Below are 25,136 nucleotides of genomic sequence, written 5' to 3'. Positions count from 1 at the left end.
AGACGTAAATAGGGGTCTATCTCTTACGAATTGGATTTTAAAATTAATAATTTTAGGAACAGTTTATGAGTATTATTTTGCACATCACGAAGCGCGAACAGTGGGAAGAAGCAAAATCAACTAAAAAATATTGCGGCGATACCTTGGAGTCGGAGGGTTTTATCCACTGCTCAACTCCAGCGCAAGTTATCAAAGTCGCGAATCGCTTTTTTCCTTCCCAAACGGGCTTAGTCCTCCTGTGCCTTGAATCGGAAGCAGTTGAGGCAGAAATCCGATATGAGGGATTCGACGAAGGAGAATGTTTTCCTCATATCTATGGGGCGTTAAATATCAATGCTGTGCTGCAAGTGCTAGACTTCCCGCCGGGGGAAGATGGCTGCTTTGAATTACCGCCAGAGATTGCTGATGGTGCTGACAAGGCTTGAAGAACGAGAGCGATCGCATTCTCTTCTAACCACATATGTTACCGATTAGAGGCAACCTGAGCCGCATTCTGGGTTGATTTTAGGCTGTCAAAGGATTGAATAGGAGCAAGTCCGTTTATCGATTGCTCAATAAACGGACTTGAAATCGGGAATGGCTAATCCCAAAAACATAGGGTTTACAGACGTGAGTTGATTTTCCTCTGGTTGTTGCTAGTGGTACAAGTCACCAGCGGCACAGTCGTCAGTGCCACAGAGTTATAGAACCTGCGCCCTCAACCAAGCCGCTGGTAAACTCAGCAGCTTCCGGGAAGTCGGAACGTAAGCTCTAGTGCTAAATACATCGTACTGATTGCGTTCAATCCGATCGAGAATTTGGCTATAGAGGATTAAAGCCGCCGCAACCGGCCAACGAGCGTCGGGGCTAAGGGCACCAATCCCCTGTTCGGCTTCAACGTAGAATTTACGTGCCCGTTGAATTTGGAAACGCATCAATTCGCGCCATCGCTCATCGACTACGCCATTCATTAGATCCTGTTCGGTGTAGTTAAATAACGCTAATTCTTCGAGAGGCAAGTAAATGCGACCCCGACGGGCGTCTTCTCCGACATCTCGCAGAATATTGGTGAGTTGGTTGGCAATGCCAAGCGCGATCGCTTCTTGGGTCGGAACATAAATCTCTTGATGGCGCTTCCAAGGTGCTGTATACGGTTCCGTATCGACGCCCATCACCGCAGTAGACATCAACCCCACCGTACCGGCAACCCGATAGCAGTAAAGATTGAGTTCCTCAAACGTTTCGTATCGGCTGCGGTAGAGATCCATTCGCTGACCCGCAATCATATCCCGAAATGGCTCAATCTCCATCGGGAAGCGTTCCAGCGTATCAACCAAAGCCACATCCGGATCGTCTAGAGGTTCGCCAGCAAAAACAGATTCTAGCTGTTTTTCCCAACGATCCAAAGTTTCAGGAGTCGTAATCGCGGCTGAGGCACCGTCCACCAGTTCATCGGTGCGACGACACCAAGCATAAATTGCCCAGATGGCACGACGCTTGGCTGCTGGCATCAGCAGCGTACCCAGATAAAACGTCTTTGCGTACTTAGCCGTAATCTGGCGACAGAGTTGGTAAGCGTCCTCTATTGAAGCCAGCGTTCTCATGCGCGGGAAATTAGACAGTTGCAGCATTCAATACAAGGCTGAGAGATGTGTCAGTTGTCCGTTGTCAATTGTCGTGAGTCTATGGTTCTTCGGTAGCAGGTAATAGATAGTCAGATATTCGGGAGTAGACTCTTTCCCCCTAACCATTACCCACTAACGACTAACGGCTGATCGATGACCGTTGACGATTGATCGGTGATTGCTGACGACTGACTGCTCAAAATTGCCTGCGCTGTCAGCTTACCAGAAAGTACGGCACCTTCCATACTCGCTAGGTAACGCTGCATGGTGTAATCACCCGTTAAATAGAAATTCGCAATCGGTGATGCCTGCGAAGGACGGTATTGCTGACGCCCTGGAGTTGCCTTGTAGACTGAACGAGGGGTTTTGACAACGTGATATTTCAGCAACTTGGCAGGATCTTCTCCGCCAAAATGATCGGGGAAAAGTTTTTCTAATTCGGCGACGGTGGCGTCTACAATTTCGGCATCCGATTTGCCAATCCAATCTTTTGCTGGTGCTAGCACCAGTTCCAACATTGAGCGATTCGGGTTCGCATATTCGCGACAGGTGTTGCTCATGTCCGCGTAGACACTAAGCAAGGGCGATCGCGAAAACAGCAGATGGTCAATCTGAGTTAATTTTCGGTCAAACCACAGATGCACGTTAATGACCGGGACACCCTCTAAGCCGTCTAGCTTTTGGAAATACTCCATCTGACGCCAAGGTTGGGGCAACATCACCTTCAGGGGGTCAACGGGCATCGCCGAAACATATGCATCCGCCGTGATTGTTTCATCCGCAGCACCATTCAACCCGCGAATCAGGAATCCCCGCACCGTTCCATCGGCGTTGAGCAAAAATTCCTTAATGGGTGTCTTCAACCGCACTTCCCCACCACGCTCGGTGATGTAATCTACCATTGGCTGACACAACCGCTCAGTCGGAGAACCATCCAAGAATGCCATTTTTGAGCCATTTTTTTCTTGAAGGAACCGATTGAGAGCAGTCAGCAATATCGTGGCAGAAATTTCATCCGGGTTAATGAAGTTCAGTGCCTTGGACATGGCAATGAAAACTTCTTTTTCTACCCGTGGGGGGATGTTTTGCTTTTTCATCCATTCCGACCACGAGTATTTATCCATCTCCTCAACGTATTTTTGCCCCTGAACCATCGCCGGAATTAAACCAATCCCGAAACGAATTTTTTCAGGCCAAGTCAACATATCGTTGTTGCCCAGAATCGCTGTGACGCCATTAAATGGTGCCGGAATGTCCGGAAAGTCAAAGCGAGAATAAGTACCGGGGGCATCGGGTTGGTTGAAGATCATCGTGTGTTCTTTCCACTGCAACCGATCTTCAATGCCGAGTTCCTTGAATAGCTGCAACATATTGGGATAAGCCCCAAAAAAGATGTGCAGTCCGGTTTCGTACCAGTCGCCGTCTTCGTCTTTCCATGCTGCCACCTTACCGCCTAGAACGTCCTGACGTTCTAGAACGATGGGAGTGTGACCGGCATCTGTCAAATATTTGGCGCAGGAAAGTCCTGCTAACCCCGCCCCAGCGATCGCAACTCGCATCTGATGGTCTACCCTTATAGCTGCTTGCGTGTTTGGTCGCTCTCATTATACGTTGCATTTCGTTACAGAAGATAGCGCTACACCACTGCAAATCTCTACAAAGCTGCCACCCTCTTCCGATTGGTGAATACTCGCTGCGATCGGATCGGGGCAATAATGAGAAATCATTATGCTCAAGCTGAACCCCCAGGAAAGACCGATGAGCCACGATAACCCCGATGCACCTCAACCACTCAGCGAACGAGATAGGGCGCTGGCAAGGGAGCTTACAGCAGTACGCGCTCAAAGGCACCGCCTGTATGAAAAGCTAAATGGTTCTCTAAAAGCGTTGTTTAGCCATTGTGAGTGGAGAATCACTCAACACGATACTGGAACGACTGAATTAGTTGTTATCTGCCCCAGCTTAGTCATCTATCAGCGGCTATTAAAAAAAGTAATTTACATCCAAACTCGACTGGAAGATACTGTCGAAATTAAACAGACTAGATTTGTTCTCTGTTATCCTCCAAATTCTCAAGCTTTTTATGAGCATGAAGTAACCATACAGCAGGGGGTTAATCCTAATCCTTATTTAGATTTGGATGAAGGTGAAGAGTTTTAGGGGATTAGAAGGAGAACAAATTTAATCGCCAAGAATATAATTTTATCAATTACACTAAACACAGAATAAATAGTAATCGTCCGCCGTCGGACTCCGTTGTCAAACTTTGCTTGTTTAGCTCCAGCAGTCGATAGAGCGGACGATATTTTGTCTAGCGAGGCCAGGGAATTCTAGTATCGGCAGCAATTTGGCGACCGATAACAGCCGCACCATAGCGATTTAGATGGCTGGGGTCTGCAAAATAGCCATTTTGGTTTGTCCATTGTCTGGATAAGTCGAGAAAAATGAAGCCTTTCGCACTAGATTGGCGAACCATATAAGATCTAAATCGTTGCTCAGCTCTGAGGCGAGTTCGGTCTAAATAATCTCTACTTAAAGGCAGGTTGATGAAAAATACGGGAATCCGACGCTGCTTGGTAAACAGCATCAAATTATTTAACGCTACCTCCTGTTTACCTCCGAGTTGGAAGGCACTGTAATCACTGTCATAAGCGCCTGCAACTCGTGGCTTTTGCCGATAGTAAATAGCAGGATTGAATCGAATATTTACGGGGAGAAATCCATCGGGGTTGATTGCCGCTGCCGAGTAGTCGGGAGTCAAACCTCCTAGAGTATTTTGAATCAGGATTGTCTCGCTGGTCTCGCTGGAGGATGGAGTATTCAAAAGGGTGGAATTGACTTGGTTTCCGTCCTGGGGAATTTCGCCTAAGTTGGTATCAGCAACCCAGCTAGGGTTGGGAGAGGCAGTTGCCGTTTCTGGTGCCTCCGGACGCCTAGAGGGCGGAATATTACTATAAGGGCGATCGCCTCTTAATAAGCGCTTGTAGCCCGGAGAAGCCAAAATCAGATTATAAGTCCGATCCACACGCCCGCTGTTAAAGGCTCGCACTCCATCCGCCCACACAATGAGTTTTGGCAACTGATCTTCGGTTAAGATTCTCCGGAGCAACAAATCAATCACTTGGGCAGTCGCGCCATTCACCCCGAAGTTGAAAATTTTCAATCCTCTAAAGCCTTTAGCAGCTAAAGCTTGCTGCATCTGTTTGGGATCGACTCCCTGCAAAGAGCGGGAACTGCCTACAATTAAAATATCTGGTGGGCCAACGGCAGCGATGTAGGACAGATAAAGAACTAGCTGATTATCAAGCAACTGGTTGTTAAAGGTGGGGTATTTTAACTGAAAGCTGGTTGCATCAGTTCTTTGTTGGGCTACCTGTAACGAACCCATATACTCGATAATTTTCTTCTGGGCATAGACTCGTTGGGGACTGTCGGGTGGTACGGCTTGCAGGGATGCGATCGCGCTTATCCATGTTTGGGCAACTTCATCCCAGTCCGCCGCCGATTCAGCCGCTTGAGCCTGGTTAGCAGCGCTGTTAGCTTGGTTAATTGCCTGCGACAAGGAATCACTCTTAGTCGCTGCTGTTGTGGCAGATGAGGGCTGAACCAGCAGGCTCGTAGGGGGGGTTTGGGGTGCTGGCGTTGCCGAACAGCCAATGGATAGTAAACATCCTGCCACGACGGCAGTAAAGCGGGACAAGAAGCGATGATTCGCAGAAAAAATAATAAAGAGTCGATATATCATTGAGTTTCTCTCTTGCCTGCTACTGTGCATTCCTGACAGCAAGATAGAATAAATCCAGCAAATTGTTCTCAATATATTAACTTAGGTAAGGAGAACACGAATCGCATGGGCAAGGTAGTCGGCATTGACCTCGGAACAACCAACTCAGTCGTAGCTGTCATGGAAGGCGGCAAGCCCGTTGTCATTGCCAATGCGGAAGGCATGAGGACTACTCCCTCCGTGGTAGGCTTCAGCAAAGACGGGGAACGCCTAGTTGGACAAATGGCGCGGCGGCAAGCCGTTCTAAACCCACAAAATACGTTTTATGCGGTAAAACGGTACATCGGACGCAAGTATGCTGAACTCAGCCCCACCTCGAAGCAAGTTCCCTACACGATTCGGCGGGATGACGAGGGCAATATTAAAGTCAAGTGCCCCAGACTAAAGCGGGAATTTACTCCAGAAGAAATCTCGTCGATGGTGCTGAAAAAGTTGGCAGATGAGGCGAGTCGTTATCTGGGACAGCCAGTGACGGGCGCAGTGATTACAGTTCCCGCTTATTTCAATGATTCCCAGCGGCAAGCGACGCGAGATGCTGGGCGGATTGCGGGGTTAGAGGTATTGCGGATTCTCAATGAGCCAACGGCTGCATCGTTGGCTTATGGTTTGGATCGCCAGGATACTCAGACAATTCTGGTATTTGACTTGGGCGGCGGTACATTTGATGTTTCCATCCTGGAAGTGGGGGATGGAGTGTTTGAGGTGAAAGCCACCAGTGGTGACACGCAATTAGGCGGTAACGATTTTGACCGGAAAATTGTGGATTGGCTGGCAGAAGAGTTTATGGAAAAAGAAGGGGTGGATCTCAGACGCGATCGCCAAGCCTTACAACGCCTCACGGAAGCCGCCGAAAAAGCCAAAATTGAGCTATCTGGCGTCACAGTCACGGATATTAACTTACCTTTTCTCACTGCCACGGAAGAAGGCCCCGTCCACTTAGAAACCAGGCTAACGAGGGCGCAATTTGAAGGATTGTGTGGGGATTTGGTGAGCCGATTGAAGGTACCCGTCAAACGCGCTTTAGTAGATTCTGGTCTTAACCCCTCCAAGATTGACGAAGTGGTGTTAGTGGGCGGTTCGACTCGCATTCCCTTGGTGAAACAGCTAGTTCGCAGCTTAATTGACAGGGAACCGAACGAGAACGTTAACCCAGATGAAGTGGTGGCAGTGGGTGCCGCAATTCAAGCGGGAATCCTCGCCGGTGAGGTCAAAGACGTGCTGTTGTTGGATGTCACGCCTTTGTCCCTAGGACTGGAAACAATAGGCGGCGTGATGAAAAAACTCATCCCTCGCAACACGACGATACCCGTGCGGCGATCGGATATCTTCTCGACCGCTGAAAATAACCAAACTTTAGTGGAAGTTCACGTACTCCAAGGGGAACGGGAAATGGCGGCTGATAACAAGTCGCTAGGGCGGTTTAAGCTCACTGGCATTCCCCCAGCACCGCGAGGAGTGCCCCAAGTTCAGGTATCTTTTGATATTGATGCCAACGGCATTTTACAGGTGACGGCGTTAGACCGAACGACAGGGCGAGAGCAGAGCATCACCGTTCAAGGGGCTTCCACTTTAAGCGAATCGGAAGTTAACCGGATGATTCAGGAAGCCGAGCAATACGCCTCAACAGATCGGGAACGGCGCGAACGGGTAGAGAAGCGCAACCGCGCCGAAGCACTGGCTTTCAGTGCGGAACGGCAACTGAAAGAGGTGGCGCTGACCTTTGGAATGCAGTTTGCTGCTGGTCAGCGACGTCGCATTGAGAACATGGTGCAGGAACTGCGTCAGAGTATTGCCCGCGATGACGATCGGGCTGTAGATCGGGCACAAAGCGATCTCCAGGATGCTCTCTATGAGCTGAACCGAGAGGTGCGGATGGAATCAATGGAGGACGAGGACGACTTTTTCGGATCGATCCGTCGCACGTTTTCTGGCGAAGGCGATTCCTTGTTTGGCAACTCGGCACAAGATCGCTATGAGAATAACCGCTATCAAGATCGCTCGGAGGGTAGCCGTTATCAAGATCGCTCGGAGGGTAGCCGTTATCAAGATCGCTATGAGAATAACCGCTATCAAGATCGCTCGGAGGGTAGCCGTTATCAAGATCGCTCAGAAGGTAGCCGTTATCAAGATCGCTCAGAAGGTAGCCGTTATCAAGATCGCTATGACGATGACCGTCGCAATAGCGGTACAGGCAGTCAGCGGTATAGTCGGGATAGCGACATCGCTCCCCGCCGGACTTCGAGAACCGTTCAACCTGAGGATGATTGGGATGATGATGATGATTGGCTGTAAATTAGCTATAGCTGTTAGCGATTAGCGGTTAGCCATTGAAGCGGTCTCGCACGAATAGGAGAGGATTTCTCTGCTAAAACTGTGAATATCCAGCACTCAATCAGCTAATCGCTAAAAGCTAATTGCTAAAAGCTAATCGTTAATTAACTATGCAAAATTTTCGGGACTACTACCAGATGCTGGGCGTTGCTCGTGATGCCTCCGGCGACGAAATTAAGAAAGTTTATCGGCGGCTAGCTCGGCAGTATCACCCCGACCTAAATCCTGGCGACAAAGCAGCAGAAGAAAAGTTCAAGGATATCGGTGAGGCCTACGAAGTTCTTTCTGATGCGAGTAAGCGATCGCAATACGATCAGTTCAGCCGGTTCTGGAACCGGAGTGGATTCAAGGGCGCAAAAGGGACGAAGGGGACTAAAGCCTGGGGGACTCGCACCAACGGTCGCAATGGCACACAGGAATTAAAATACGACGATTACCCGGACTTTAACAGCTTTGTCGATACTCTGTTAGGGCGTCGGGAAACCCGTGTAGCTACCCAGGCACCCAGCCCCAGCAACCGAGTTGCCGCATCCGATACCTTCCGCCCTGGTAACACAAAAACATCCTACACCGTGAATTCGCGCCCCAGCCGCCGCGATGTCGAAGCCAGACTGACAATGCCCCTCGAAAAAGCTTATCAGGGAGGGCGCGAACGGATTCGCCTGGAAGATGGGCGATCGCTCGAAGTGGATATGCCGCCCGGAATGGTCAACGAGCAACGCATCCGGTTGAAGGGTCAGGGCATTGAAGGCGGCGACTTATACCTGAAAATTACCGTATCGCCCCACCCTTTCTTTCAAGTAGAAGGCTCAGATATTTTCTGCCAATTGCCAGTCACTCCCAGCGAGGCAGTGTTGGGGGGAGCCGTGGAAGTGCCAACCTTGGATGGTTTGGTGAAAATGACGCTTCCCAGCGGTGTCGGACACGGGAAGCGTCTCCGCCTTGCCGGGAAAGGCTACCCAACAGGTAGAGGGGACGCACGCGGCGATCAGTTAGTCGAAATTCAGGTTCTAGTTCCCAAAACAGTCACTTCCGAAGAACGGGAACTCTACGAAAAGCTGCGGCAAATCGAAACCTTTAAGCCCCGTCTTGATTTGCCAGTTCAACGATAAAAAATTAGCCCTGCTGGCGCGGGCTAATTTTTTGTATAGCCGCAGACTGAAGTCTGGCGGTATCGGGCGTCAATTAAAATACTGGCGTTTAAGCGCGATCGCGATAGCACAAACCCAACAGTGTTCCGCTAGCAATCAACTTCAACGCTTCTAATGTCCAGTAGCCCCCGTGCATTTGATTCATCCCGGCAGGAATCTCAGCAACGGGTTCAAAAAGATTGAGCTGTAACCCCAGTGCGCTCATGTGTGGGGTTAAGAAATAGGTATCAATAATGGCAATTGTCAGCAGGAACAGGGATAAGAAAATTACTTTGCGCCCTCCCAGATTAGAGCCTGTATGAGTGCGGTGAAGAACCAACAGCCCCGTTAATACTAAGGCTGCACATAATAATTCAATCCGATTAAAAATCCAGAAAATTGAATAACCAGCTGTTGCAAATCCAGGTTGAGTCATCATCCCTGTTGCAAACAAACTGGGCATAATTACCCAGTCCAAAAGCAAGCTTCCACTAAGCCAGAAAGCCAACGTAAAAGTGACGGTTGTTTGCCATGCTGGTTGCTTTAATCCAGCGCTAGAAAAAGCGGTCATATAATTTCCTCAACTTTCTGTCTTCTTTCAGCTTATCGAATTGTTTTTAGAAACGATATGAAGTATCTTTTCGATTTTTGGCAGTTTTGCTGTTACGAATTTACATTTAGTTAAATTCTCAGAATTATTAAGAATTTCAGTAAATTCGTAGCGAGTTAATTAAGTCAGGAGGGCACCATCGGCTTGGTAAAGCGCGATCGCTCAGAAACCAGGTGCGAGTCGCTGCATCGCCACCGACAAAGAATGCGCTCAAAGAATGCGATCGCCCTCCAGACCCGTTTAAAATGTGTAAAACCCTGAAACGAAGATTTCTATCCAGATGTTTTTTAGTTAAAAGTGCGCCGCCACAGAGCTTGTATGACGCTGCTTTACAAATTTTTTGTACTCAAGTTCGCAAAAAAGCTTAACCTTTGCCTCGGTTTTTCACTATCGGTTAACTTCGGCATATTAATAAAAATAAGAAAAACATCTACCTAAAGGATGATTTAAGCAAGGAAATATACCTTGAACACCAGAATGGGATCAGATTTATAGAGCCTTTTCTGGATGCCCCTGCCCAAGTAAGAGGCTGATCGCGAGAACCCTACAGGCTTTTCATCACTGATGCAAGAAATGGATGCGAGAAAGGCAATCAAGCTTCACATTCTAAGTCTAGAAGCTGCTACTTGTTATCGTTCACCCTAAACCCCTGCCCACCGAAACCCACCATGATGAAAGCGATGCTGCCTAAAAATGAAGCTGATCTAGTGTACGCAGCCACTGAGAGCAGCTCAGGGAAGCACTTCCATCGGAGATTCTTCTACAAAGTTGCGGGAGGGCTAGGAGTAGCAACCATCCTACTGATTACTATTGGTTGGATTTCGTACCGGAGTATCGCCCAACTGGTGCAAGCGAATAACTCAGTGGACGACACCTTTACCATCATTAATCAGCTTGATGATGTGCTTTCCCAAATCAAGGACGGTGAAACAGGGCAGCGAGGCTATCTGATCACTGGAGACGAGACTTATCTACAACCCTACTACAAAGCAACCGTCACCGTTAATCAACAAGTTAAATTTCTTAAAAACCTAACTAAAAATAACCTCAACCAACAGCAGAAGATCGACACCCTAGAGTCTCTGATTGCTAGTAAATTTGCTGAATTGAAGCAGTCAATCGAATTACGAAAAAATAAGGGATTTGAAGCCGCGCAGCAGTTGGTCAAGACGAATGAAGGCAAGGCGGTGATGGATAAGATCCGCCTGGTCATCAATGAGTTGGAAGATGGGCAAAAGCAGCTGTTGAAAGAGCAGTATCAACAAGCGAAAAACCAGGCTCGTGACTCGCTGATTACATTTTTAAGCGGAGTATTCCTAAATTTTATTATTGTTTTGTGGGTTTACAGGCTGATTTATGGGGAGATGAGCGATCGCTATCGCACAGAGAATGAACTTCAGAAAGAACGCGACTATACATCTTTTATTATTCAGACTACACCAGCACTGGTCGTCGGGCTAAAGCTGGATGGGGTGATTACATTTGTCAATCCTGCTGTTGAACAGGTGACTGGCTACAGTGCCGAAGACTTAATTGGACGGAACTGGTGGGAAATCTTTTATGCTGACGACGAGTACAAAGGCGTCGAGCAGTTATTATCCACCCTGAAACAGGGTGGTGTGCGCGACTATGAAACAGTTTTGACCGTTCAGAATCGAGAAAAACGGATTATTAATTGGAATGTTTTGAAGCGGTTTGACCGGCAAGGCAGATTGGTTGATTTAATTCAATTTGGCAATGATATCACCGAGCGTAAAGCCGCTGAGGAAATTCGCAAGGGTGCAGAGCTACTGCAACTGATTTTGGATAATATTCCCCAATATATCTTCTGGAAGGATAGAAACTCTGTCTACTTAGGCTGTAATAAGGTTTCGTGTCAAATCACTGGAATTAGCAATCCAGAGAACATTATTGGCAAGACAGACTATGACTTGTGGTCGCAAGGATTGGCAGAAAAATACCGAAAAGACGACCGCCGCGTGATGGCAACGGATACGCCGGAACTGCATATTATCGAACGATTGATTCAACCAAACAATGAAGAACTCTGGGTAGACATTAACAAAGTTCCCATTCACGATGCAATGGGGAAAGTAATCGGTATCCTCAGCACGATTGAAGATGTCACAGAACGCAAGCAGGCGGAGAAAGCCTTGCGGCAAAATATGGAGATGCTTGACTTAGCCACTGATGCGATTATCATTCGAGATTTGAATGACAACATTAGCTATTGGAATCAGGGCGCTGAACGGCTATACGGTTGGACAAAAGCAGAAACGCTAGGTCAGTACATCCATAGCTTCTTGCAAACTGTCTTTCCCCTACCAAAAGAGGAAGTTCTAGAGATATGTTTGCGTGAAGGGAAGTGGGAGGGCGAATTGATCCACACCAAGCGTGATGGGACTCAAATCACCGTAGCCAGCCGATGGACGCTGCAATTAGATGAAATGGGTCAGGTGTCCGCCAGACTAGAAATTAACAATGATATTAGCGATCGCAAGCAAGCTCTTGATGCCTTGCGCCAGTCAGAAGCCAAAGAACGAGAAAAAGCCCAAGAGTTGCAGCAAACTTTGCACGAACTTAAGAGAACCCAATCCCAATTAATTCAAACTGAAAAAATGTCCGGTTTGGGTCAACTGGTGGCTGGGGTAGCTCATGAAATTAACAACCCCGTTAACTTTATCTACGGCAATCTCATCCACACCGAGCAATATACGCAAGACCTACTCAATCTCATGAAACTCTACCAGCAGTACTATCCCAATCCCGTGCCAGAGATTCAAGAGGAAGTTGAGGCTTTAGACATTGAGTTTGTCCTGGAAGACCTACCCAAAATGGTCACTTCAATGAAGTTAGGTGCTGACCGCATCCGCCAGATTGTCCTGTCTCTGCGAACCTTTTCCCGCCTGGATGAAGCAGAAATGAAGCCGGTTAATATCCACGAGGGTATTGATAGTACGTTGCTAATCTTGCAGAATCGGCTGAAAGCTAAACCAGATTCTCCAGGGATTACAGTCATTAAGAAATATGGCACGCTTCCAGAAGTAGAGTGTTATGCGGGACAACTGAATCAGGTATTTATGAATATCTTGAGCAATGCCATAGATGCTCTGGATGGGGTAATTGCTAATCGTCAAAAGCGAATGATTTCTGAGGAAAAAAGTTCTGATAATCAATTTCCTCTTCCTCATGAGCCATTACCGACAATCCAAATTTGCACTGAGGTTGTGAACGCAAACAAAATTGTTGTGCGAATTACAGATAACGGCCCTGGCATCGGTGAAAATATCAAGGCGCGATTGTTTGACCCATTTTTCACAACTAAGCCAATCGGTCAAGGCACTGGGCTAGGATTGGCAATCAGCTATCAGATTGTCACAGAAAAACATGGAGGGTCGATTAGTTGCGTATCGGCACCAGGACAGGGAAGCGAGTTCGTTGTGGAGATTCCAGTGAAACAAAGTCCAAGGCAAGGTAATTGACACATTTTCCCCGACTACAAATTACGGGAGAGATTTCTAAAGTAATCCTTGACAGCTTTGGCTGGATGAGCGAGCGATCGCGACCTTTTCAGATTATGTTACTCCGTAATCGGCTAATTGTGTTAAGGTCATGGGTTCTGAGATTGCAACTCACCGCGCTGATTTTATTTTAAGTTTAATGACTCGAAGACGATCTCCCTAAACCCTTTGAAAAGGGAGGCTTTAGCGTCAGCTTTTTTCCTCAAATTGGTGTCATGTTTTCGATAACGGCTTCGGCTTGGTGAACTAAGCTTCTCAACTTATCCACCATCTCTTGCTCAATGTTTTTCCACAATCCGCGCTGATTGGCTTCTAGCAACCTTTCTGCCATATCTCGCAATGCCCAAGGATTCTTTTGCTGGATGAAATCTTGCACAGATTGGTCGAATAAGTACGCCTCTGCTACTCCTTGATACATGAAATCTTCTACACAATTTGCTGTGGCATCGTAGGCAAAGAGATAATCTACGGTTGCTGCCATTTCAAATGCACCTTTATAGCCGTGGCGCATGACTCCAGCAATCCATTTTGGATTGACGACACGAGAACGATATACTCGCGCAATTTCTTCTCGAAGTTGCCGCACTTTCGGGTTTTCAGGAAAGGAATTATCCCCAAAATAAGTTTGAGGATTTTTGCCACTCATCGCCCGAACTGCTGCTGTTAAACCGCCTTGAAATTGATAGTAATCATCTGAATCTAATAAATCGTGTTCCCGGTTATCTTGATTGTGCAATACGATTTGCATTTGGCGTAGACGCTGCTCAAAGGCTTCTGGGGCGGAGATCCCCCCCAACCCCCCCTTATTAAGGGGGGGAGAAGAAATGTCTTTCTGCGCTCCCCTTTTCAAGGTAGGTGGGGAATCTGCGGTGCTAGTGTAAGCGTAACTACTCCAGTTAATGTAGGCGCGGGCTAAATCTTGGTCATCCGTCCAGTTTTGGGCTTCGATTAAGCCTTGCAATCCCGCACCGTAGGCACCGGGTTTAGAACCAAAGATGCGATAGCGCGATCGCATTTCTGCTTGTTCCTGATTTAAGCCTGCTGCTGCCCATAACTCGGTTTCTTGTTTAACTTGCGCGGCTAAGGGGTTTTGCTCTGGTGGTTCATCCAGCGCCGCTACCGCCGCCACCGCTTGATCGAATAGATCGATTAAGTTCGGAAAAGCATCGCGGAAAAAGCCAGAGATTCTTAGCGTGACATCGACACGGGGACGATTTAAAACGGAAATTGGCAAAATTTCAAAATCTACTACCCGCCGCGACGGACTATCCCACACGGGTTGGACTCCCAACAATGCCAGCGCTTCTGCCAAATCATCGCCGCCAGTTCGCATGGTTGAAGTTCCCCATACGGATAATCCAAGTGTTTTAGGATACTCGCCGTTTTCTTGGGTATATCGTTCAATTAAGACTTCGGCTGCTTTGCGTCCGACCAGCCAAGCGGTTTCTGTAGGAATTGCCCGAATATCAACTGAGTAAAAATTGCGACCCGTAGGCAGAACGTCTGGGCGTCCTCGTGTTGGTGCGCCAGAGGCACCACTAGGGACAAAGCGCCCATCTAAGCCGCGCAATAGGTTAGTGATTTCTTGGGTGGTTTGTTGCAGGGAAGGGAGGAGGGAGTTGTGTATCCACTCCAGAATAGCGCTGAGTGCTGGGTGCTGAGTGCTGAGTGGCTCCTCTTGCATTATCAGCTGTTCCACCAAGTTAGCCGCTTCTTGTTCTAATGCTTCGATGACATCGCCAACGATGCAAGAGGATTTATTTGGAGAGGTGATAAATCGCGCCTCTACAGGAGTTGAATTTGACAAAGGTTGAGCCGGATCTGCTGTCAAGGGGTCGAAATCCAAACCCCTATTTTGGGCGATCGCGCGAGTTAAGCCGAGACGATGAGTACCGGGATGACGAGCGATCGCTACTATCAAATCCCTAAGTTGTCGCCCTTGCGGACATTGCCCAAAAATGTGCAAACCATCTCGAATTTGAGCTTCTTTCAATTCACACAGATACCCATCAGCGCGAGTAAGGAAATTTTGGATCTCCTCACTTCTGTTGTTAAGAGTTTCTAACCCTAAATCCTGATGGAGATTTTCTTCAAGGACTAGCTGAGTGATGCGATCGCTTATCACTGGCAGGCGCGATGGATCTAAACTCTGCGCTTCATAATACTCGTCAATTAAACCTTCCAATTGTTGCAAAGAACCATAAAGTTCAGCGCGAGTCATCGGCGGCGTTAAATGGTCAATAATTACCGCTTGGGCGCGACGCTTAGCTTGCGAACCTTCACCAGGGTCATTGACAATAAAAGGATAAAGATGAGGCAACGCTCCTAACGCTACCTCTGGATAACAATTTTCACAGAGAGCAACACTTTTCCCCGGCAACCATTCCAAATTCCCATGTTTCCCCACATGGACAATTGCATCAGCCTCAAAATGTTGTCGCACCCAATAGTAGAAGGCCAGATAACGATGAGGCGGTTCTAAATCCGGGGCGTGATAATTCAAACTAGGGTCAATATCGTAACCCCGCGCTGGTTGAATCCCCACAAACACATTACCCAGATAAATACCGGGAATCGGGAATTGGAAAACAGAACCAGTTAGATCGATAAATCGCTCTTCCTTCTCTTCCCTCTCTTCCTTCTCTTGCCTTTCTTCCCTCTCTTCCTTCGCGCTCTTCGCGTCTTTGCGGTTCATCTCCAAAACCGAACTCCAGCGATCGCAAATTCCCTTCTGCACCCCCACAGGCAACGTCGCAAAATACTCCTGATACTCTTCCCCAGCGACAAATTGCCCGACAGGGCGCGATCGCCCCTCCGGATCGTTCGTCACCCCAGCCGTTAAACGCCCAATCAACTCATCTCCCGTTGCCGGGATATCTTCAACCTGATACCCAGCTAACTGCAACGCCTTGAGGATTTCCACACAACTTGCGGGCGTATCCAACCCAACACCATTGGCAAGACGCCCATCTCGGTTGGGATAATTAGCCAAAATTAGGGCAATTCGCCGCTCAGATGGTGGAGTTTGGCGTAGTTTTGCCCAATTAGAGGCTAAGTCAGCAACGAACTCAACGCGATCGCGTACCGGCTCATAAACCACCACATCCGTTTCCAACTGAGGATTTCGGGTTTGCACCGCCTTAAACGAAACCGCACGGCTAATAATCCGCCCATCCACTTCCGGCAACGCTACATTCATCGCCATATCCCGTGGCGATAGCCCTTGAAACCCAGATTCCCACTGTTCCACCGTGCCACCGCTGAGGATTACCTGTAACACTGGTACATCTAAGGTGCTGAGTGCTAATGGCTCATCGCTCATCGCTAATTTTTGACCATTCGGGTTTGGCAATGAGCTAATCGCAAAGCTGGTGGTACTCAGCAAAACTTGTATGGGTTCTGCATCTTTAGGTTGGAGTTGTTGCAACACTTCTTCCTGCACATCCGGATCTCGCAGGGAAGAGACAAAAACGGGGACGGGTTCTAATTTTCGGGCAGCTAAAGCTTGGCAAAGAGCATCAATGACTGCCGTATTTCCAGCTAAATAATGAGCGCGATAGAACAAAATTCCAACTTTTGGCTTTAACCCCTCTCCAGCAAGGAGAGAGGAGCAATTCTCCCCCTGCCCTGGTAGGGAAGGGGGCTGGGGGGTTAGGTTTTTCTTATTTTCTTCCTCATCCCCCATTTCCCATTGATAAAGCCCCACGCGAGGAACTTCTTGGGGTGGGAGTGGATTGTAGCTACCTTCTAGACAAATATCAGCAATAAATTTTAGGGCGTTGGCGAAATTTTCCCCGCCGCCTTCGATGAGGTAACGCCACAACTGGTTAACAACTGATAGAGAAACAGTAGAATGACTGATTAAATCAGGATCTGGGCGATCGTCTCCTGGCATGACAATCAATGCTGCACCCGTTCGCTGCACTGTCTCGCGTACTACTTCTAATCCGTAAGACCAGTAGGAACGTCCTCCCAGGAGCCGTAGAATAATTACCTGTGCCTGCTCTAGCACTTCCTCCGCGTAAGTATCAATACTGAGCTGTTGCTGCAACTGCAAGAGATTGACGACTCGTAGCGCTGGAAATCCCTCTGGCAATTTGGATACTGCTGCGGCGAGAGTTTGAATGTCGGTGTCAGCTGCGGTGAGAAGGACGATGGGAGCAGGGGTTTGCTCGATGAAAATGACGCCTTCAGCGTCAGGATTCCATCCTCCAGGAGTAGCGGCTAAACGATGCATAATTGGGATTTTAGATTTTAGATTGGCTCTTGAGATTCACTCTTGCCAAGGTATGACTTTCTCACACTTAGCTGAAAGTGGATTGCTCAAAGCTCATGGTTCGTTGTTCAATGTTCATGGCATTTGACGATAAACCATGAACCAATCACAAGGATTAAACGCGCTGAGTCAAGGTCTGATTGTATCTTGTCAGGCTCCGGCTGACTCGCCTCTACATGAGCCGTCGGTGATTGCCGCGATCGCGCAAGCGGCGATTCTCAACGGAGCTGTCGCTGTCAGAATTGATACACCCGCTCATGTGAAGGCAGTCCGAGAACGGGTAAAATCACCGATTATTGGGCTGTGGAAACAACAGATACCGGGGTACGAAGTCTATATTACGCCGCAGTTTGAACACGCGGAAGCGATCGCTCAAGCCGGTGCGGATATTATTGCCATTGACGCTACTTTACGCGATCGCCCAGGCACAGAAACAGTAGAAACACTCATTGCCCGGATTCACGATGAATTAGGCAAGCCGGTGATGGCTGACGTGGATACGATAGAGAGCGCGATCGCGGCGGCGGCGGCTGGTGCAGACATTGTCGGTACCACGCTCTATGGCTACACTGCCCTAACGAAAAATCTGGCTCCTCCCGGTTTCGATCTTCTCGCCCAAATAGTTAAACAGCTAAGCATTCCAGCGATTTGTGAAGGTGGCATTGCCTCACCTCAGCAAGCTAAACACGCCTTGGAACTAGGAGCTTATGCTGTTGTCGTCGGCACCGCAATTACAGGTATAGATTACAACGTAAAAATGTACCGTACTGCTTTCCCAAGCCTCGAAAATTGAGAATTTTTAGCTAAAAACAATTGTAATAATTAAAACTTTGGCTACTTAATTATCAGTATTTCTCGTGAAATAGCAGTTTTTTTCTAGATTTAGTCTCAGCACGTAGGTAATTATTGGGATATACTTCTTTAGGTAGAGGCACTCAAAGATTTCTCTAGTTACCTTTATGGTCTAAAAATTTTTAAATGTGCCAAGGCGCTACCTAGGAGAATTATTATGCACGCTTTACCACGAGTCATCAGGAAAACAGGATTTTTGTGGGCGTTGGTTACAGTGGGTGCATTGCAGGGATTGCTGATTACCTGGATGCTGCCAACCCAAAGTTTGACCTTTAGAAATCCGCCCCAATCGGTGCGTGCGGGAAATCGGTAGTTAAGCGCAAAAAACATCAGCGCAAAAAAAGTTAAGCGTAAAAAACAAAATACCCTCGATGCCTCGAAGGTATAACCAGAAAAAGTATTTTAGGTAGATTTGGCGGCACCGACGCAACAACTAACTCGTCGCCAGTTGACGCCGCTTCACAATTACTATCGTGTTTCCCACAACTGGGCTACGTGCTAGTACGTCGCCTTGAGAATCGGCGAGTTGTAGCTTGCTGAAGTCAAGTTCTTTAGCACGTTGCAGCATTTCAGAAGCTAATTTGTCCTGCTTAGAGACAGAGAGATTGTACCAAGCATCTCCTACCTTCACGATTAGCAAGCTGCCTGGAAAGTTAGCTTCAATCGACTGAATCAGCCCATTTTCATATTGGCTGGTAATTTCAGTGACTCGATTTTGGATAGATGCAATCAGGTTTTGCTCTGGAGTCAGCACTGGGGGAGGCGGCGTCACCGTTTCCACGGGTTCTGGTGCTTCAGGCGCTTTTAATTCCGGTGGAGCGGTGATTTGTGAAGGCGGAAGATTCGCCACGTCAGTCGGAGGCTTCCCAGGTACCAGGGCGGCTGTTGTCCAGAGTACTACGAGAAGAACGCCTGCGATCGCTCCCGACAAAGCCGTATTCGACAGCTTTTGACTGATTGATTCCGGCAGAATTGAGCGGATTTTCGCCAGCGTCGCATTCCACAACATCACAAAGCGCATCCAACTCGGACGGAACCTCCCTAGAAGACTCGGCGTCGGTGGCAAAGGCACCACCTGAGCAGGGGGCGTCTCGGGTGCTGGCGTGTCCGCATCTGTCTCTAGGGCTGGCGTCTCTGTAGTCAGTGCTGGCGCTTCTGGCGTCACTTCTGGCGTCTGCGCTGTCACCCCATCAGCAGGTTGAAATATCACCTTTTCCGGAGGAGAAGGAGTCGTTGAGGGTAACTGTACGGTAGCTTCTGCCTCCAGTTTTTCGACAACCCCTTCTAGCACCTGAATTGTGCCACGCAGAGTTTTAAGGCTTTGCACTTTCAGAACGGGTTGGAATTTAGCCCAAATTTGCTGGAGGGCTTTTCCCGATTGGCTTTTCGCCCGCGTGGGCGTCGGCGTTTGGGGTGCCGGTTTGGCTGAGGAAGTTGGCTGTTTCGGTTGTTCTTCTGGCATCGAATTTCCCCTGAGGGCAGTGCAAATAGGTGCTATTACGGTAATTTTTACCGAATGCTGCCTTCACAGCCCTAATCTACCACTTTGCTATTCTGCTTTAATCGACTTACGCCCAACTTACGTAACTCTTAATCAAGTAATCCATGTCCCTTAAACGCCGTGACTTTCTAATTTTAAGTAGCCTCAGTGGCTTCGGCTTAGCTTTTTTGGTCAGGAAATTCCGCAGCCAAATTGCTCAGAGTCAGGATATCAACCCAGGAAAGACTTCAAAAACCTCCCCTTCCTCCAACTTAGGCTCCAAATCGACAACCGTTAGTTCATCACAATCCCCTCTCCTGCGCTTTGTCTCCGTCGCTGACACCGGCACTGGTTCGGCAAGCCAGTATGCTGTGGCGGCGGCAATGGCTCGTTACCACGCGCTAAAGCCCTTCGATTTGGCAATTCTTGCAGGTGACAATATTTACAACAACGGTGAAATCGAGAAAATTGTCGATGTCTTTGAGCGCCCCTATCAAGCTTTATTGCAGCGCGGAGTAAAATTTCAGGCGGTTCTGGGCAATCACGACATCCGCACCGATAACGGAGAACCCCAAGTTCGCTATCCAGGCTTTAATATGCAGGGACGACGCTACTACACATTCCGCCGTAATCCCGTACAATTTTTTGCTTTAGATACTAATGAGAATGCTGACTGGGAAACTCAACTAAAATGGTTAGAAAAAGAACTCAGTCGCAGTAATGCGTCTTGGAAAGTGGTTGTTGGTCATCACCAAATTTATTCATCGGGTGCATATGGGGTCAATCAACCCTTTATACAAACCTTGACGCCGCTCTTTAAAAAGTATGGAGTGCAACTTTACATCAACGGTCACGACCACCATTATGAGCGCACTCAGCCCATCAATGGTACTACCTATCTCATCTGTGGAGCAGGGGCAGGACTCCGCCCGGTGGAACGTTCAGAATGGACGGCGCATTCTGCTAGTCAATTGAGTTTTGCAGCATTTAATGTTTATCCAGACAGAATAATCATTAGCGGTATCGGCACCGATAACCGCATTTTCGACCAAGGCATTATTCCTCTGCAATCAGCCTAATTCAAACTATGAAAGTCAAGCGCCTGAAAGTAAAATACCTGCTGTGTACTACTTGCTCAATTTTTCCATATATGAGCAGCTAGATGTCAATAGCAACAGATGCTTTATTGCAATGCGATCGCTTATATCTTCAAGACGTAATATCCTTAATATTGAGCTAGATTAATGTATAGGAAGAAATACGCGATCGCATCTGGAGCATGAGCTATCTCACTACAAAACATGAATATTTTAATTTCTCAATAAAGTGAAATATTTTATTTTATTAAAAATTCAAAAATAACAATAATTATGAACTTAAAAAAGCCAATAATTAGTTTATTCCTGTTTGTCCTAGCTTGTGCAATTGGTTTAAGTATTCAATCGCTATCTTTACCACAAAAAGACGCTCAACTACCCAGCAAAGCTCCTCAATCTGTCCAAATTATCTCACCGAATTCCCAGCCACTTTCTCAACAAAACAGTAAGTTAATTGTTGCTCAAATAAATCGTGAGTTTAAGATAAATCTAAACGAGACAGCTATTTTACCCAATGAGAATATTTTGGTAAAATTTAATCAAGTTACAGAAGATTCACGTTGTCCTATTAATGTCCAGTGTATTTGGGCGGGACGAGCAAAAATTGTTGTAAATATTTGGAAAGACAGTCAAAATATAGGAGATTTTGTTTTAACTACTGGTAGTGGAAGCCCAGCATTAGCAGTTGAAAACTTTGCGACAAACTATAATATTAAGTGTGTAGACCTTCAGCCAGCTCCCATGAGTGATTCAAAAACTCAAAAATTAGCCTATAGTGCTGCTCTCGTGATTTCTAAAATAACAGATAAGATTTAAATTATAGCATTCCTAGATAAGTTGTGAAATATTCTAATGATTCCCAAAGACGAGATGCCCGATTTCTTGAAGAATTCGGGCATCTCAACCGCTGGTATATTACAATTTAAATAAGATTGCCATAGCATTTTTTAAAAACAAATAAACCATATTTTAAACTAGTTTTATTAAACAGAAGTAAGCAACTAAAAAATGAAGCGCATAAACATTATTATTTCGGGTTTTCTTCTAACTACTAGCCTGACTGCGACAGCAGCCTACAGTCAAAGCATTTCCCCAAGTCCAACTCTACTTCCTACAGCCAGCCCTATTCCAAATTCTAATCAAACCAAGCCCAATAATTGGGAGATAAATGTAAAAGAGATTTTAGAAACTCCTAATTTAGCTGACTGCAAATTTTGGATGATGCTTGCGGTGATTCTCGCTGCTGGAAGCCTGGGTGGGTTAGTCTACGAACTGCTCAATCTCCAGGGAAATATTGAGTTACCTCATAAGCCGACCGATGATGATTTGGCGATAAAGTTTGCCTACGCTCATGCCGGAAATGTAATTGATTTAGGCGTGGTGGCGCGATTGTTGATTGGTGCCCTTGCGGCACCCCCAGCTATCGCGATTGTCCGACCAGAAACGGCTTTTATCTTGTTAGCAACCTCCGCAGTTGCTGGTTCCGCAGGTACTTTGATATTTCGCGCCCTACAGGATCGGTTATTGGTCGCGGTACTTCAAACTGGGATAAACGAGGTCAGTGCAAGAAGTCTTAAACCGCAACAACCAATCGATGAAGCAATTAAAGATTTTGACAAGCTAGTCCAGGAAGTGCGAAAGCATTCAGAAAGTCCCAGAGGATTGACTGAGCTGAAGTTTACCAGAGATGCGACTTTAGACCCCAGCGACTTCGAGGAAGTCAGTAAACATTTGAATCAAATTCAAGGAGTAAATCCTAAAGTAGACGAGGCAATTGAGATTTTCAAAGAGCTGGTGGAGGAAGTACGGAAACACTCCGAAAGCCCTACCGGGACTACTAAACTAAAGATTACTAAAGGTACCGTTTTACCATTTGAACATTTACAGAAGATAAAAACACTTTTGTGGCAAGCTAAAAAAGATACTGAAACAGAGACTGAAATAACTACATCTGCAAACGATAGCGCTGTTGAATTAGAATCTGAACCGACTCCACACGCAGACGTCAGTATTCCTTCTCATAAGTGAAATAAATTCAAGCATACGGATAAGCTAATCCTGATGGATGCAGTTGCCTTGAAAAAACAGAATCAAAACTATTTGTAATAAAAATTCACATTAAAATTTTGTAGTTCTATATCTTGAGTTTTGTCAGTTAACCAGTAGGGGTACTGTAGCCTAAATAAAAATAGAATTATTAGTTTGCTACTATATTCAGTTTAAACGTATGCAGGCTGGATGATATTTGTTCAATCTATCGGAAGAGTGAATTCTTCTGATAATTTGTGATAAGGGAACATCTGTCTAGAGAGCGGTTTAGCTGATAAGCCTGATGAAGTAAATATAGGATTGTTAAACCTAATGAGATTGTGTTTTATGCAACTAAATTATTTTACGAAAGGGCTTTCGACTGTAGGACGTTGGCTGGCTACGACGCTATTTTGCGTGTCAGCGATCGCTTTTGTTTGGCAGGGTGCATTTTTCTCAAACCCCTCTGCAATGGCTGCTCCTAGTGCAAACCTAATCGCATCTGTAGATACGAGCGACCAGGTTAAAGGAAAAGCCAACGAAGATTTGAACCGAAGCAAGAATTTCATCGAAGATACCAAAGACAAGCTCAAAGAGACTGCCAATAAGAATGCAGACCGAGTCGAGGATGCAACGGATGGCCATGGTAATTTCATTGAGCGCAAAGCCAACAGAGATGCGGCGCGAATTGAGAAAAGAGCAGATGAAGATGCGGCTCGGACTCAGGAAGCAGTAGACAACACAAAAGGTCTTGTTGAACAGGCTGTTGATACCATCAAGGATGCCTTTAATAACTAGAGATTAGTAGTTAGGAAAGAAAGGTCAATGTACATTATTCCGTTCATGAGAACATAAAGGATCGATGTACATTGATTGGCTGGTTGCAATTCTACTTCGGCAAGAGAAATCAAACCAGAGAAACGAAACACAAGCTTAACTCTTTCCAGAGAAACGAAACACAAGCTTAACTCTTTCGTTTCTCTGTGGCGGTGTCGAGGGGAAGACGAATGCTGAAAGTTGCGCCATCGCCTGGAGTGCTAGTAGCACTAATTGTGCCGCCGTGTGCTTCCACAATACGCCGTGCGATCGCTAACCCCAAACCAGTTCCGCTACCTTTGCGCGAGGGATCTGCTGTATAAAATTGTTCAAAAATGCGGGGCAAATCGCTCTCACTAATTCCAGTTCCCCGATCTCGAATTTTTACTGAAACCTGGGCACCCTCTATATTGCTTGAGACAGAAACTTTAGACTCTGGTACAGAGAACTTAATCGCGTTGTCCAATATATTTAGAAAAGCTTGCAATAGTCGTTCTGGATCGCCTTGGATTTGAACATCAGCAACCTCCACACTGATACCAACTTCCTTGGCTATCATGCGGGACTCCATTGCTCGCACCGCCCGTTCGATCAAGTCTCGTAACTTGAGCGGTTGCTGTTCTAGTGGCGTTACACCTGCTTCGAGTCGTCCCAAATCCAGGAGATCCTTAATTAGCCTGGACAGGCGCATGGTTTCATCCTGTGCAGTCTGGATGAAGCGATCGCGTAACTCCGGCTCCTCAGCAGCTCCGTTGGCGAGTGCTTCTAGGGTGACATAGACGTTGCTCACAGGAGTCCGCAGTTCGTGGGACACATTCGCGAGAAATGCCCGCCGCTCCTTATCTAGGGAAGCCAGCCGTTCGCTCATGCGATTCAACTCATTGGCTAATTGACCCACTTCATCATCTTGATGGATGTTCAGCTTCTCACCTAAATGACCTCCACCCACCTCAATCGCAAAGTGGCACATTGCCTGAATTGGTCTGGCAATATTACGGGCAAGGCTTTCACTAATCAGCGCACAAAGCAACAGTGTCAGGAAGAGTGTTCCGAGAACGGTGAAAATGACGCGGCGAAACTGACGCTGAAACTGTTCTAAAGTAATCGACATCCGCAGCGCACCGAGCACACGACCATTCCGAAATATCGGTCGGACTGCATACACTCGATCATCGTTAGAGAGAATCCCCTTCGTTACCCCTTGCGTCGGCTGATTTTGCAGTGCTTCACTCACGCCAGCAACAGCCAACCAGTTGGGGACTTGGCTATCTAGCTGAGGGGCAGAGGTGAATAGCAGGCGACCATCAGGTGCAAAGACGCGCAAGGTGACAGCTTCCGGTGAACCGTAGCGTTGTACTAGCACTTTCACCCGATTAAGATTATTTTCTTCCAAGGCGTCAGCTACACTCTCACTGAGAGCTGTCGTCCAGGCATCTAAATCAGCCTGTCTCGTTCTCATGAAATAGGCATGGAAAGAGAACAGAATATAGCTTCCCAGAATGGAAGTTCCTAGTGCGGTAAGTGCTAGGTAGGTAACTAACAGTTTCCGGTAAATCGAATTCCAGCGGATGTGAATTGCTAACCAGCTCCTTAAATTGTTCAAAGGT

General features: G+C 47.1%; 18 protein-coding genes. 11 read left to right on the top strand and 7 right to left on the bottom strand.

The genetic code is table 11. The features are described from left to right. The first annotated feature begins 65 nt into the window (after positions 1-65). A complete protein-coding gene (locus H6H02_RS13205) occupies positions 66-425 on the top strand; it encodes a DUF952 domain-containing protein (RefSeq protein ID WP_190818295.1) in 360 nt (119 codons plus the stop codon). A gap of 255 nt (positions 426-680) precedes the next feature. Here the strand turns inward: H6H02_RS13205 and crtB are convergent, their stop codons facing one another. Next, positions 681-1,610: a 15-cis-phytoene synthase CrtB gene (gene crtB, locus H6H02_RS13200; RefSeq protein WP_190818293.1), complete on the bottom strand. Its 930-nt coding sequence runs from the start codon at positions 1,608-1,610 to the stop codon at positions 681-683. A gap of 119 nt (positions 1,611-1,729) precedes the next feature. Then, positions 1,730-3,163 (bottom strand): 15-cis-phytoene desaturase, encoded by a 1,434-nt coding sequence (gene pds, locus H6H02_RS13195; RefSeq protein ID WP_190818291.1) that lies wholly within the window; start codon positions 3,161-3,163, stop codon positions 1,730-1,732. 169 nt (positions 3,164-3,332) lie between these two features. On the opposite strand from pds, the gene H6H02_RS13190 reads away from it, so the two are divergent. Beyond that, positions 3,333-3,764: a hypothetical protein gene (locus tag H6H02_RS13190; RefSeq protein ID WP_190818289.1), complete on the top strand. Its 432-nt coding sequence runs from the start codon at positions 3,333-3,335 to the stop codon at positions 3,762-3,764. A gap of 151 nt (positions 3,765-3,915) precedes the next feature. Here the strand turns inward: H6H02_RS13190 and H6H02_RS13185 are convergent, their stop codons facing one another. Next, positions 3,916-5,349, bottom strand: coding sequence for a hypothetical protein (locus H6H02_RS13185; RefSeq protein ID WP_190818287.1), 1,434 nt, complete (start codon positions 5,347-5,349; stop codon positions 3,916-3,918). 105 nt (positions 5,350-5,454) lie between these two features. On the opposite strand from H6H02_RS13185, the gene dnaK reads away from it, so the two are divergent. Then, positions 5,455-7,680 carry a molecular chaperone DnaK gene (gene dnaK, locus H6H02_RS13180; RefSeq protein WP_190818285.1) on the top strand — a complete coding sequence of 742 codons (2,226 nt, stop codon included), beginning with the start codon at positions 5,455-5,457 and terminating at the stop codon, positions 7,678-7,680. 149 nt (positions 7,681-7,829) lie between these two features. After that, entirely contained in the window at positions 7,830-8,831 is a 1,002-nt protein-coding gene (locus H6H02_RS13175; RefSeq protein ID WP_190818278.1) for a J domain-containing protein, read from the top strand. 88 nt (positions 8,832-8,919) lie between these two features. Here H6H02_RS13175 and H6H02_RS13170 read toward each other — a convergent pair whose 3' ends face one another. Next, the gene (locus H6H02_RS13170; RefSeq protein ID WP_190818275.1) at positions 8,920-9,420 is read right to left on the bottom strand and encodes a DUF4149 domain-containing protein; all 501 of its coding nucleotides are present in this window, start codon (positions 9,418-9,420) and stop codon (positions 8,920-8,922) included. A gap of 719 nt (positions 9,421-10,139) precedes the next feature. Between H6H02_RS13170 and H6H02_RS13165 the strand changes: the two genes are divergently transcribed. Beyond that, on the top strand, positions 10,140-12,941 hold the full coding sequence (locus tag H6H02_RS13165; protein ID WP_206757277.1) for a PAS domain S-box protein: 2,802 nt from the start codon (positions 10,140-10,142) through the stop codon (positions 12,939-12,941). Positions 12,942-13,182: 241 nt separating this feature from the next. On the opposite strand, the gene cobN is transcribed toward H6H02_RS13165, so the two are convergent. After that, the gene (cobN, locus tag H6H02_RS13160; RefSeq protein WP_190818270.1) at positions 13,183-17,217 is read right to left on the bottom strand and encodes a cobaltochelatase subunit CobN; all 4,035 of its coding nucleotides are present in this window, start codon (positions 17,215-17,217) and stop codon (positions 13,183-13,185) included. 136 nt (positions 17,218-17,353) lie between these two features. On the opposite strand from cobN, the gene H6H02_RS13155 reads away from it, so the two are divergent. After that, positions 17,354-18,049, top strand: a complete 696-nt coding sequence (locus H6H02_RS13155) for an N-acetylmannosamine-6-phosphate 2-epimerase (RefSeq protein ID WP_190818268.1) — start codon at positions 17,354-17,356, stop codon at positions 18,047-18,049. A 216-nt stretch (positions 18,050-18,265) separates the two neighbouring features. Next, a complete protein-coding gene (locus H6H02_RS13150; protein WP_190818266.1) occupies positions 18,266-18,421 on the top strand; it encodes a hypothetical protein in 156 nt (51 codons plus the stop codon). 120 nt (positions 18,422-18,541) lie between these two features. On the opposite strand, the gene H6H02_RS13145 is transcribed toward H6H02_RS13150, so the two are convergent. Continuing rightward, on the bottom strand, positions 18,542-19,570 hold the full coding sequence (locus tag H6H02_RS13145; RefSeq protein ID WP_190818264.1) for a hypothetical protein: 1,029 nt from the start codon (positions 19,568-19,570) through the stop codon (positions 18,542-18,544). A gap of 143 nt (positions 19,571-19,713) precedes the next feature. Between H6H02_RS13145 and H6H02_RS13140 the strand changes: the two genes are divergently transcribed. From H6H02_RS13140 to H6H02_RS13125, 4 genes are all read left to right on the top strand, one after another. Beyond that, positions 19,714-20,667, top strand: a complete 954-nt coding sequence (locus H6H02_RS13140; RefSeq protein WP_190818262.1) for a metallophosphoesterase — start codon at positions 19,714-19,716, stop codon at positions 20,665-20,667. 291 nt (positions 20,668-20,958) lie between these two features. Beyond that, complete coding sequence (locus tag H6H02_RS13135; protein WP_190818261.1) at positions 20,959-21,501, top strand: hypothetical protein; 543 nt, start codon at positions 20,959-20,961, stop codon at positions 21,499-21,501. A gap of 192 nt (positions 21,502-21,693) precedes the next feature. Then, positions 21,694-22,713, top strand: a complete 1,020-nt coding sequence (locus H6H02_RS13130) for a hypothetical protein (RefSeq protein WP_190818258.1) — start codon at positions 21,694-21,696, stop codon at positions 22,711-22,713. Positions 22,714-23,061: 348 nt separating this feature from the next. Continuing rightward, a complete protein-coding gene (locus H6H02_RS13125) occupies positions 23,062-23,511 on the top strand; it encodes a hypothetical protein (protein WP_190818256.1) in 450 nt (149 codons plus the stop codon). 166 nt (positions 23,512-23,677) lie between these two features. On the opposite strand, the gene H6H02_RS13120 is transcribed toward H6H02_RS13125, so the two are convergent. After that, positions 23,678-25,132: an ATP-binding protein gene (locus H6H02_RS13120; protein WP_199329148.1), complete on the bottom strand. Its 1,455-nt coding sequence runs from the start codon at positions 25,130-25,132 to the stop codon at positions 23,678-23,680. Positions 25,133-25,136: the final 4 nt, after the last annotated feature.

Origin of the sequence: Coleofasciculus sp. FACHB-1120, assembly GCF_014698845.1 — a bacterium.
In the GTDB taxonomy this organism is placed as follows: Bacteria; Cyanobacteriota; Cyanobacteriia; order Cyanobacteriales; family FACHB-T130; genus FACHB-T130.
Note: the sequence above shows the minus strand (reverse complement) of the source record. Positions and strands in the feature narration are given on the sequence as shown.

Bases quoted from the DNA above. Each gene is read 5' to 3' on its own strand.
- H6H02_RS13205 (WP_190818295.1), top strand. From the start codon at position 66: ATGAGTATTATTTTGCACATCACGAAGCGCGAACAGTGGGAAGAAGCA.
- crtB (WP_190818293.1), bottom strand. From the start codon at position 1,610: ATGCTGCAACTGTCTAATTTCCCGCGCATGAGAACGCTGGCTTCAATA.
- H6H02_RS13155 (WP_190818268.1), top strand. From the start codon at position 17,354: ATGAACCAATCACAAGGATTAAACGCGCTGAGTCAAGGTCTGATTGTA.
- H6H02_RS13165 (WP_206757277.1), top strand. From the start codon at position 10,140: ATGCTGCCTAAAAATGAAGCTGATCTAGTGTACGCAGCCACTGAGAGC.
- H6H02_RS13175 (WP_190818278.1), top strand. From the start codon at position 7,830: ATGCAAAATTTTCGGGACTACTACCAGATGCTGGGCGTTGCTCGTGAT.
- H6H02_RS13130 (WP_190818258.1), top strand. From the start codon at position 21,694: ATGAAGCGCATAAACATTATTATTTCGGGTTTTCTTCTAACTACTAGC.
- cobN (WP_190818270.1), bottom strand. From the start codon at position 17,217: ATGCATCGTTTAGCCGCTACTCCTGGAGGATGGAATCCTGACGCTGAA.
- H6H02_RS13185 (WP_190818287.1), bottom strand. From the start codon at position 5,349: ATGATATATCGACTCTTTATTATTTTTTCTGCGAATCATCGCTTCTTG.
- dnaK (WP_190818285.1), top strand. From the start codon at position 5,455: ATGGGCAAGGTAGTCGGCATTGACCTCGGAACAACCAACTCAGTCGTA.
- H6H02_RS13170 (WP_190818275.1), bottom strand. From the start codon at position 9,420: ATGACCGCTTTTTCTAGCGCTGGATTAAAGCAACCAGCATGGCAAACA.
- pds (WP_190818291.1), bottom strand. From the start codon at position 3,163: ATGCGAGTTGCGATCGCTGGGGCGGGGTTAGCAGGACTTTCCTGCGCC.
- H6H02_RS13145 (WP_190818264.1), bottom strand. From the start codon at position 19,570: ATGCCAGAAGAACAACCGAAACAGCCAACTTCCTCAGCCAAACCGGCA.
- H6H02_RS13135 (WP_190818261.1), top strand. From the start codon at position 20,959: ATGAACTTAAAAAAGCCAATAATTAGTTTATTCCTGTTTGTCCTAGCT.
- H6H02_RS13140 (WP_190818262.1), top strand. From the start codon at position 19,714: ATGTCCCTTAAACGCCGTGACTTTCTAATTTTAAGTAGCCTCAGTGGC.
- H6H02_RS13150 (WP_190818266.1), top strand. From the start codon at position 18,266: ATGCACGCTTTACCACGAGTCATCAGGAAAACAGGATTTTTGTGGGCG.
- H6H02_RS13125 (WP_190818256.1), top strand. From the start codon at position 23,062: ATGCAACTAAATTATTTTACGAAAGGGCTTTCGACTGTAGGACGTTGG.
- H6H02_RS13190 (WP_190818289.1), top strand. From the start codon at position 3,333: ATGCTCAAGCTGAACCCCCAGGAAAGACCGATGAGCCACGATAACCCC.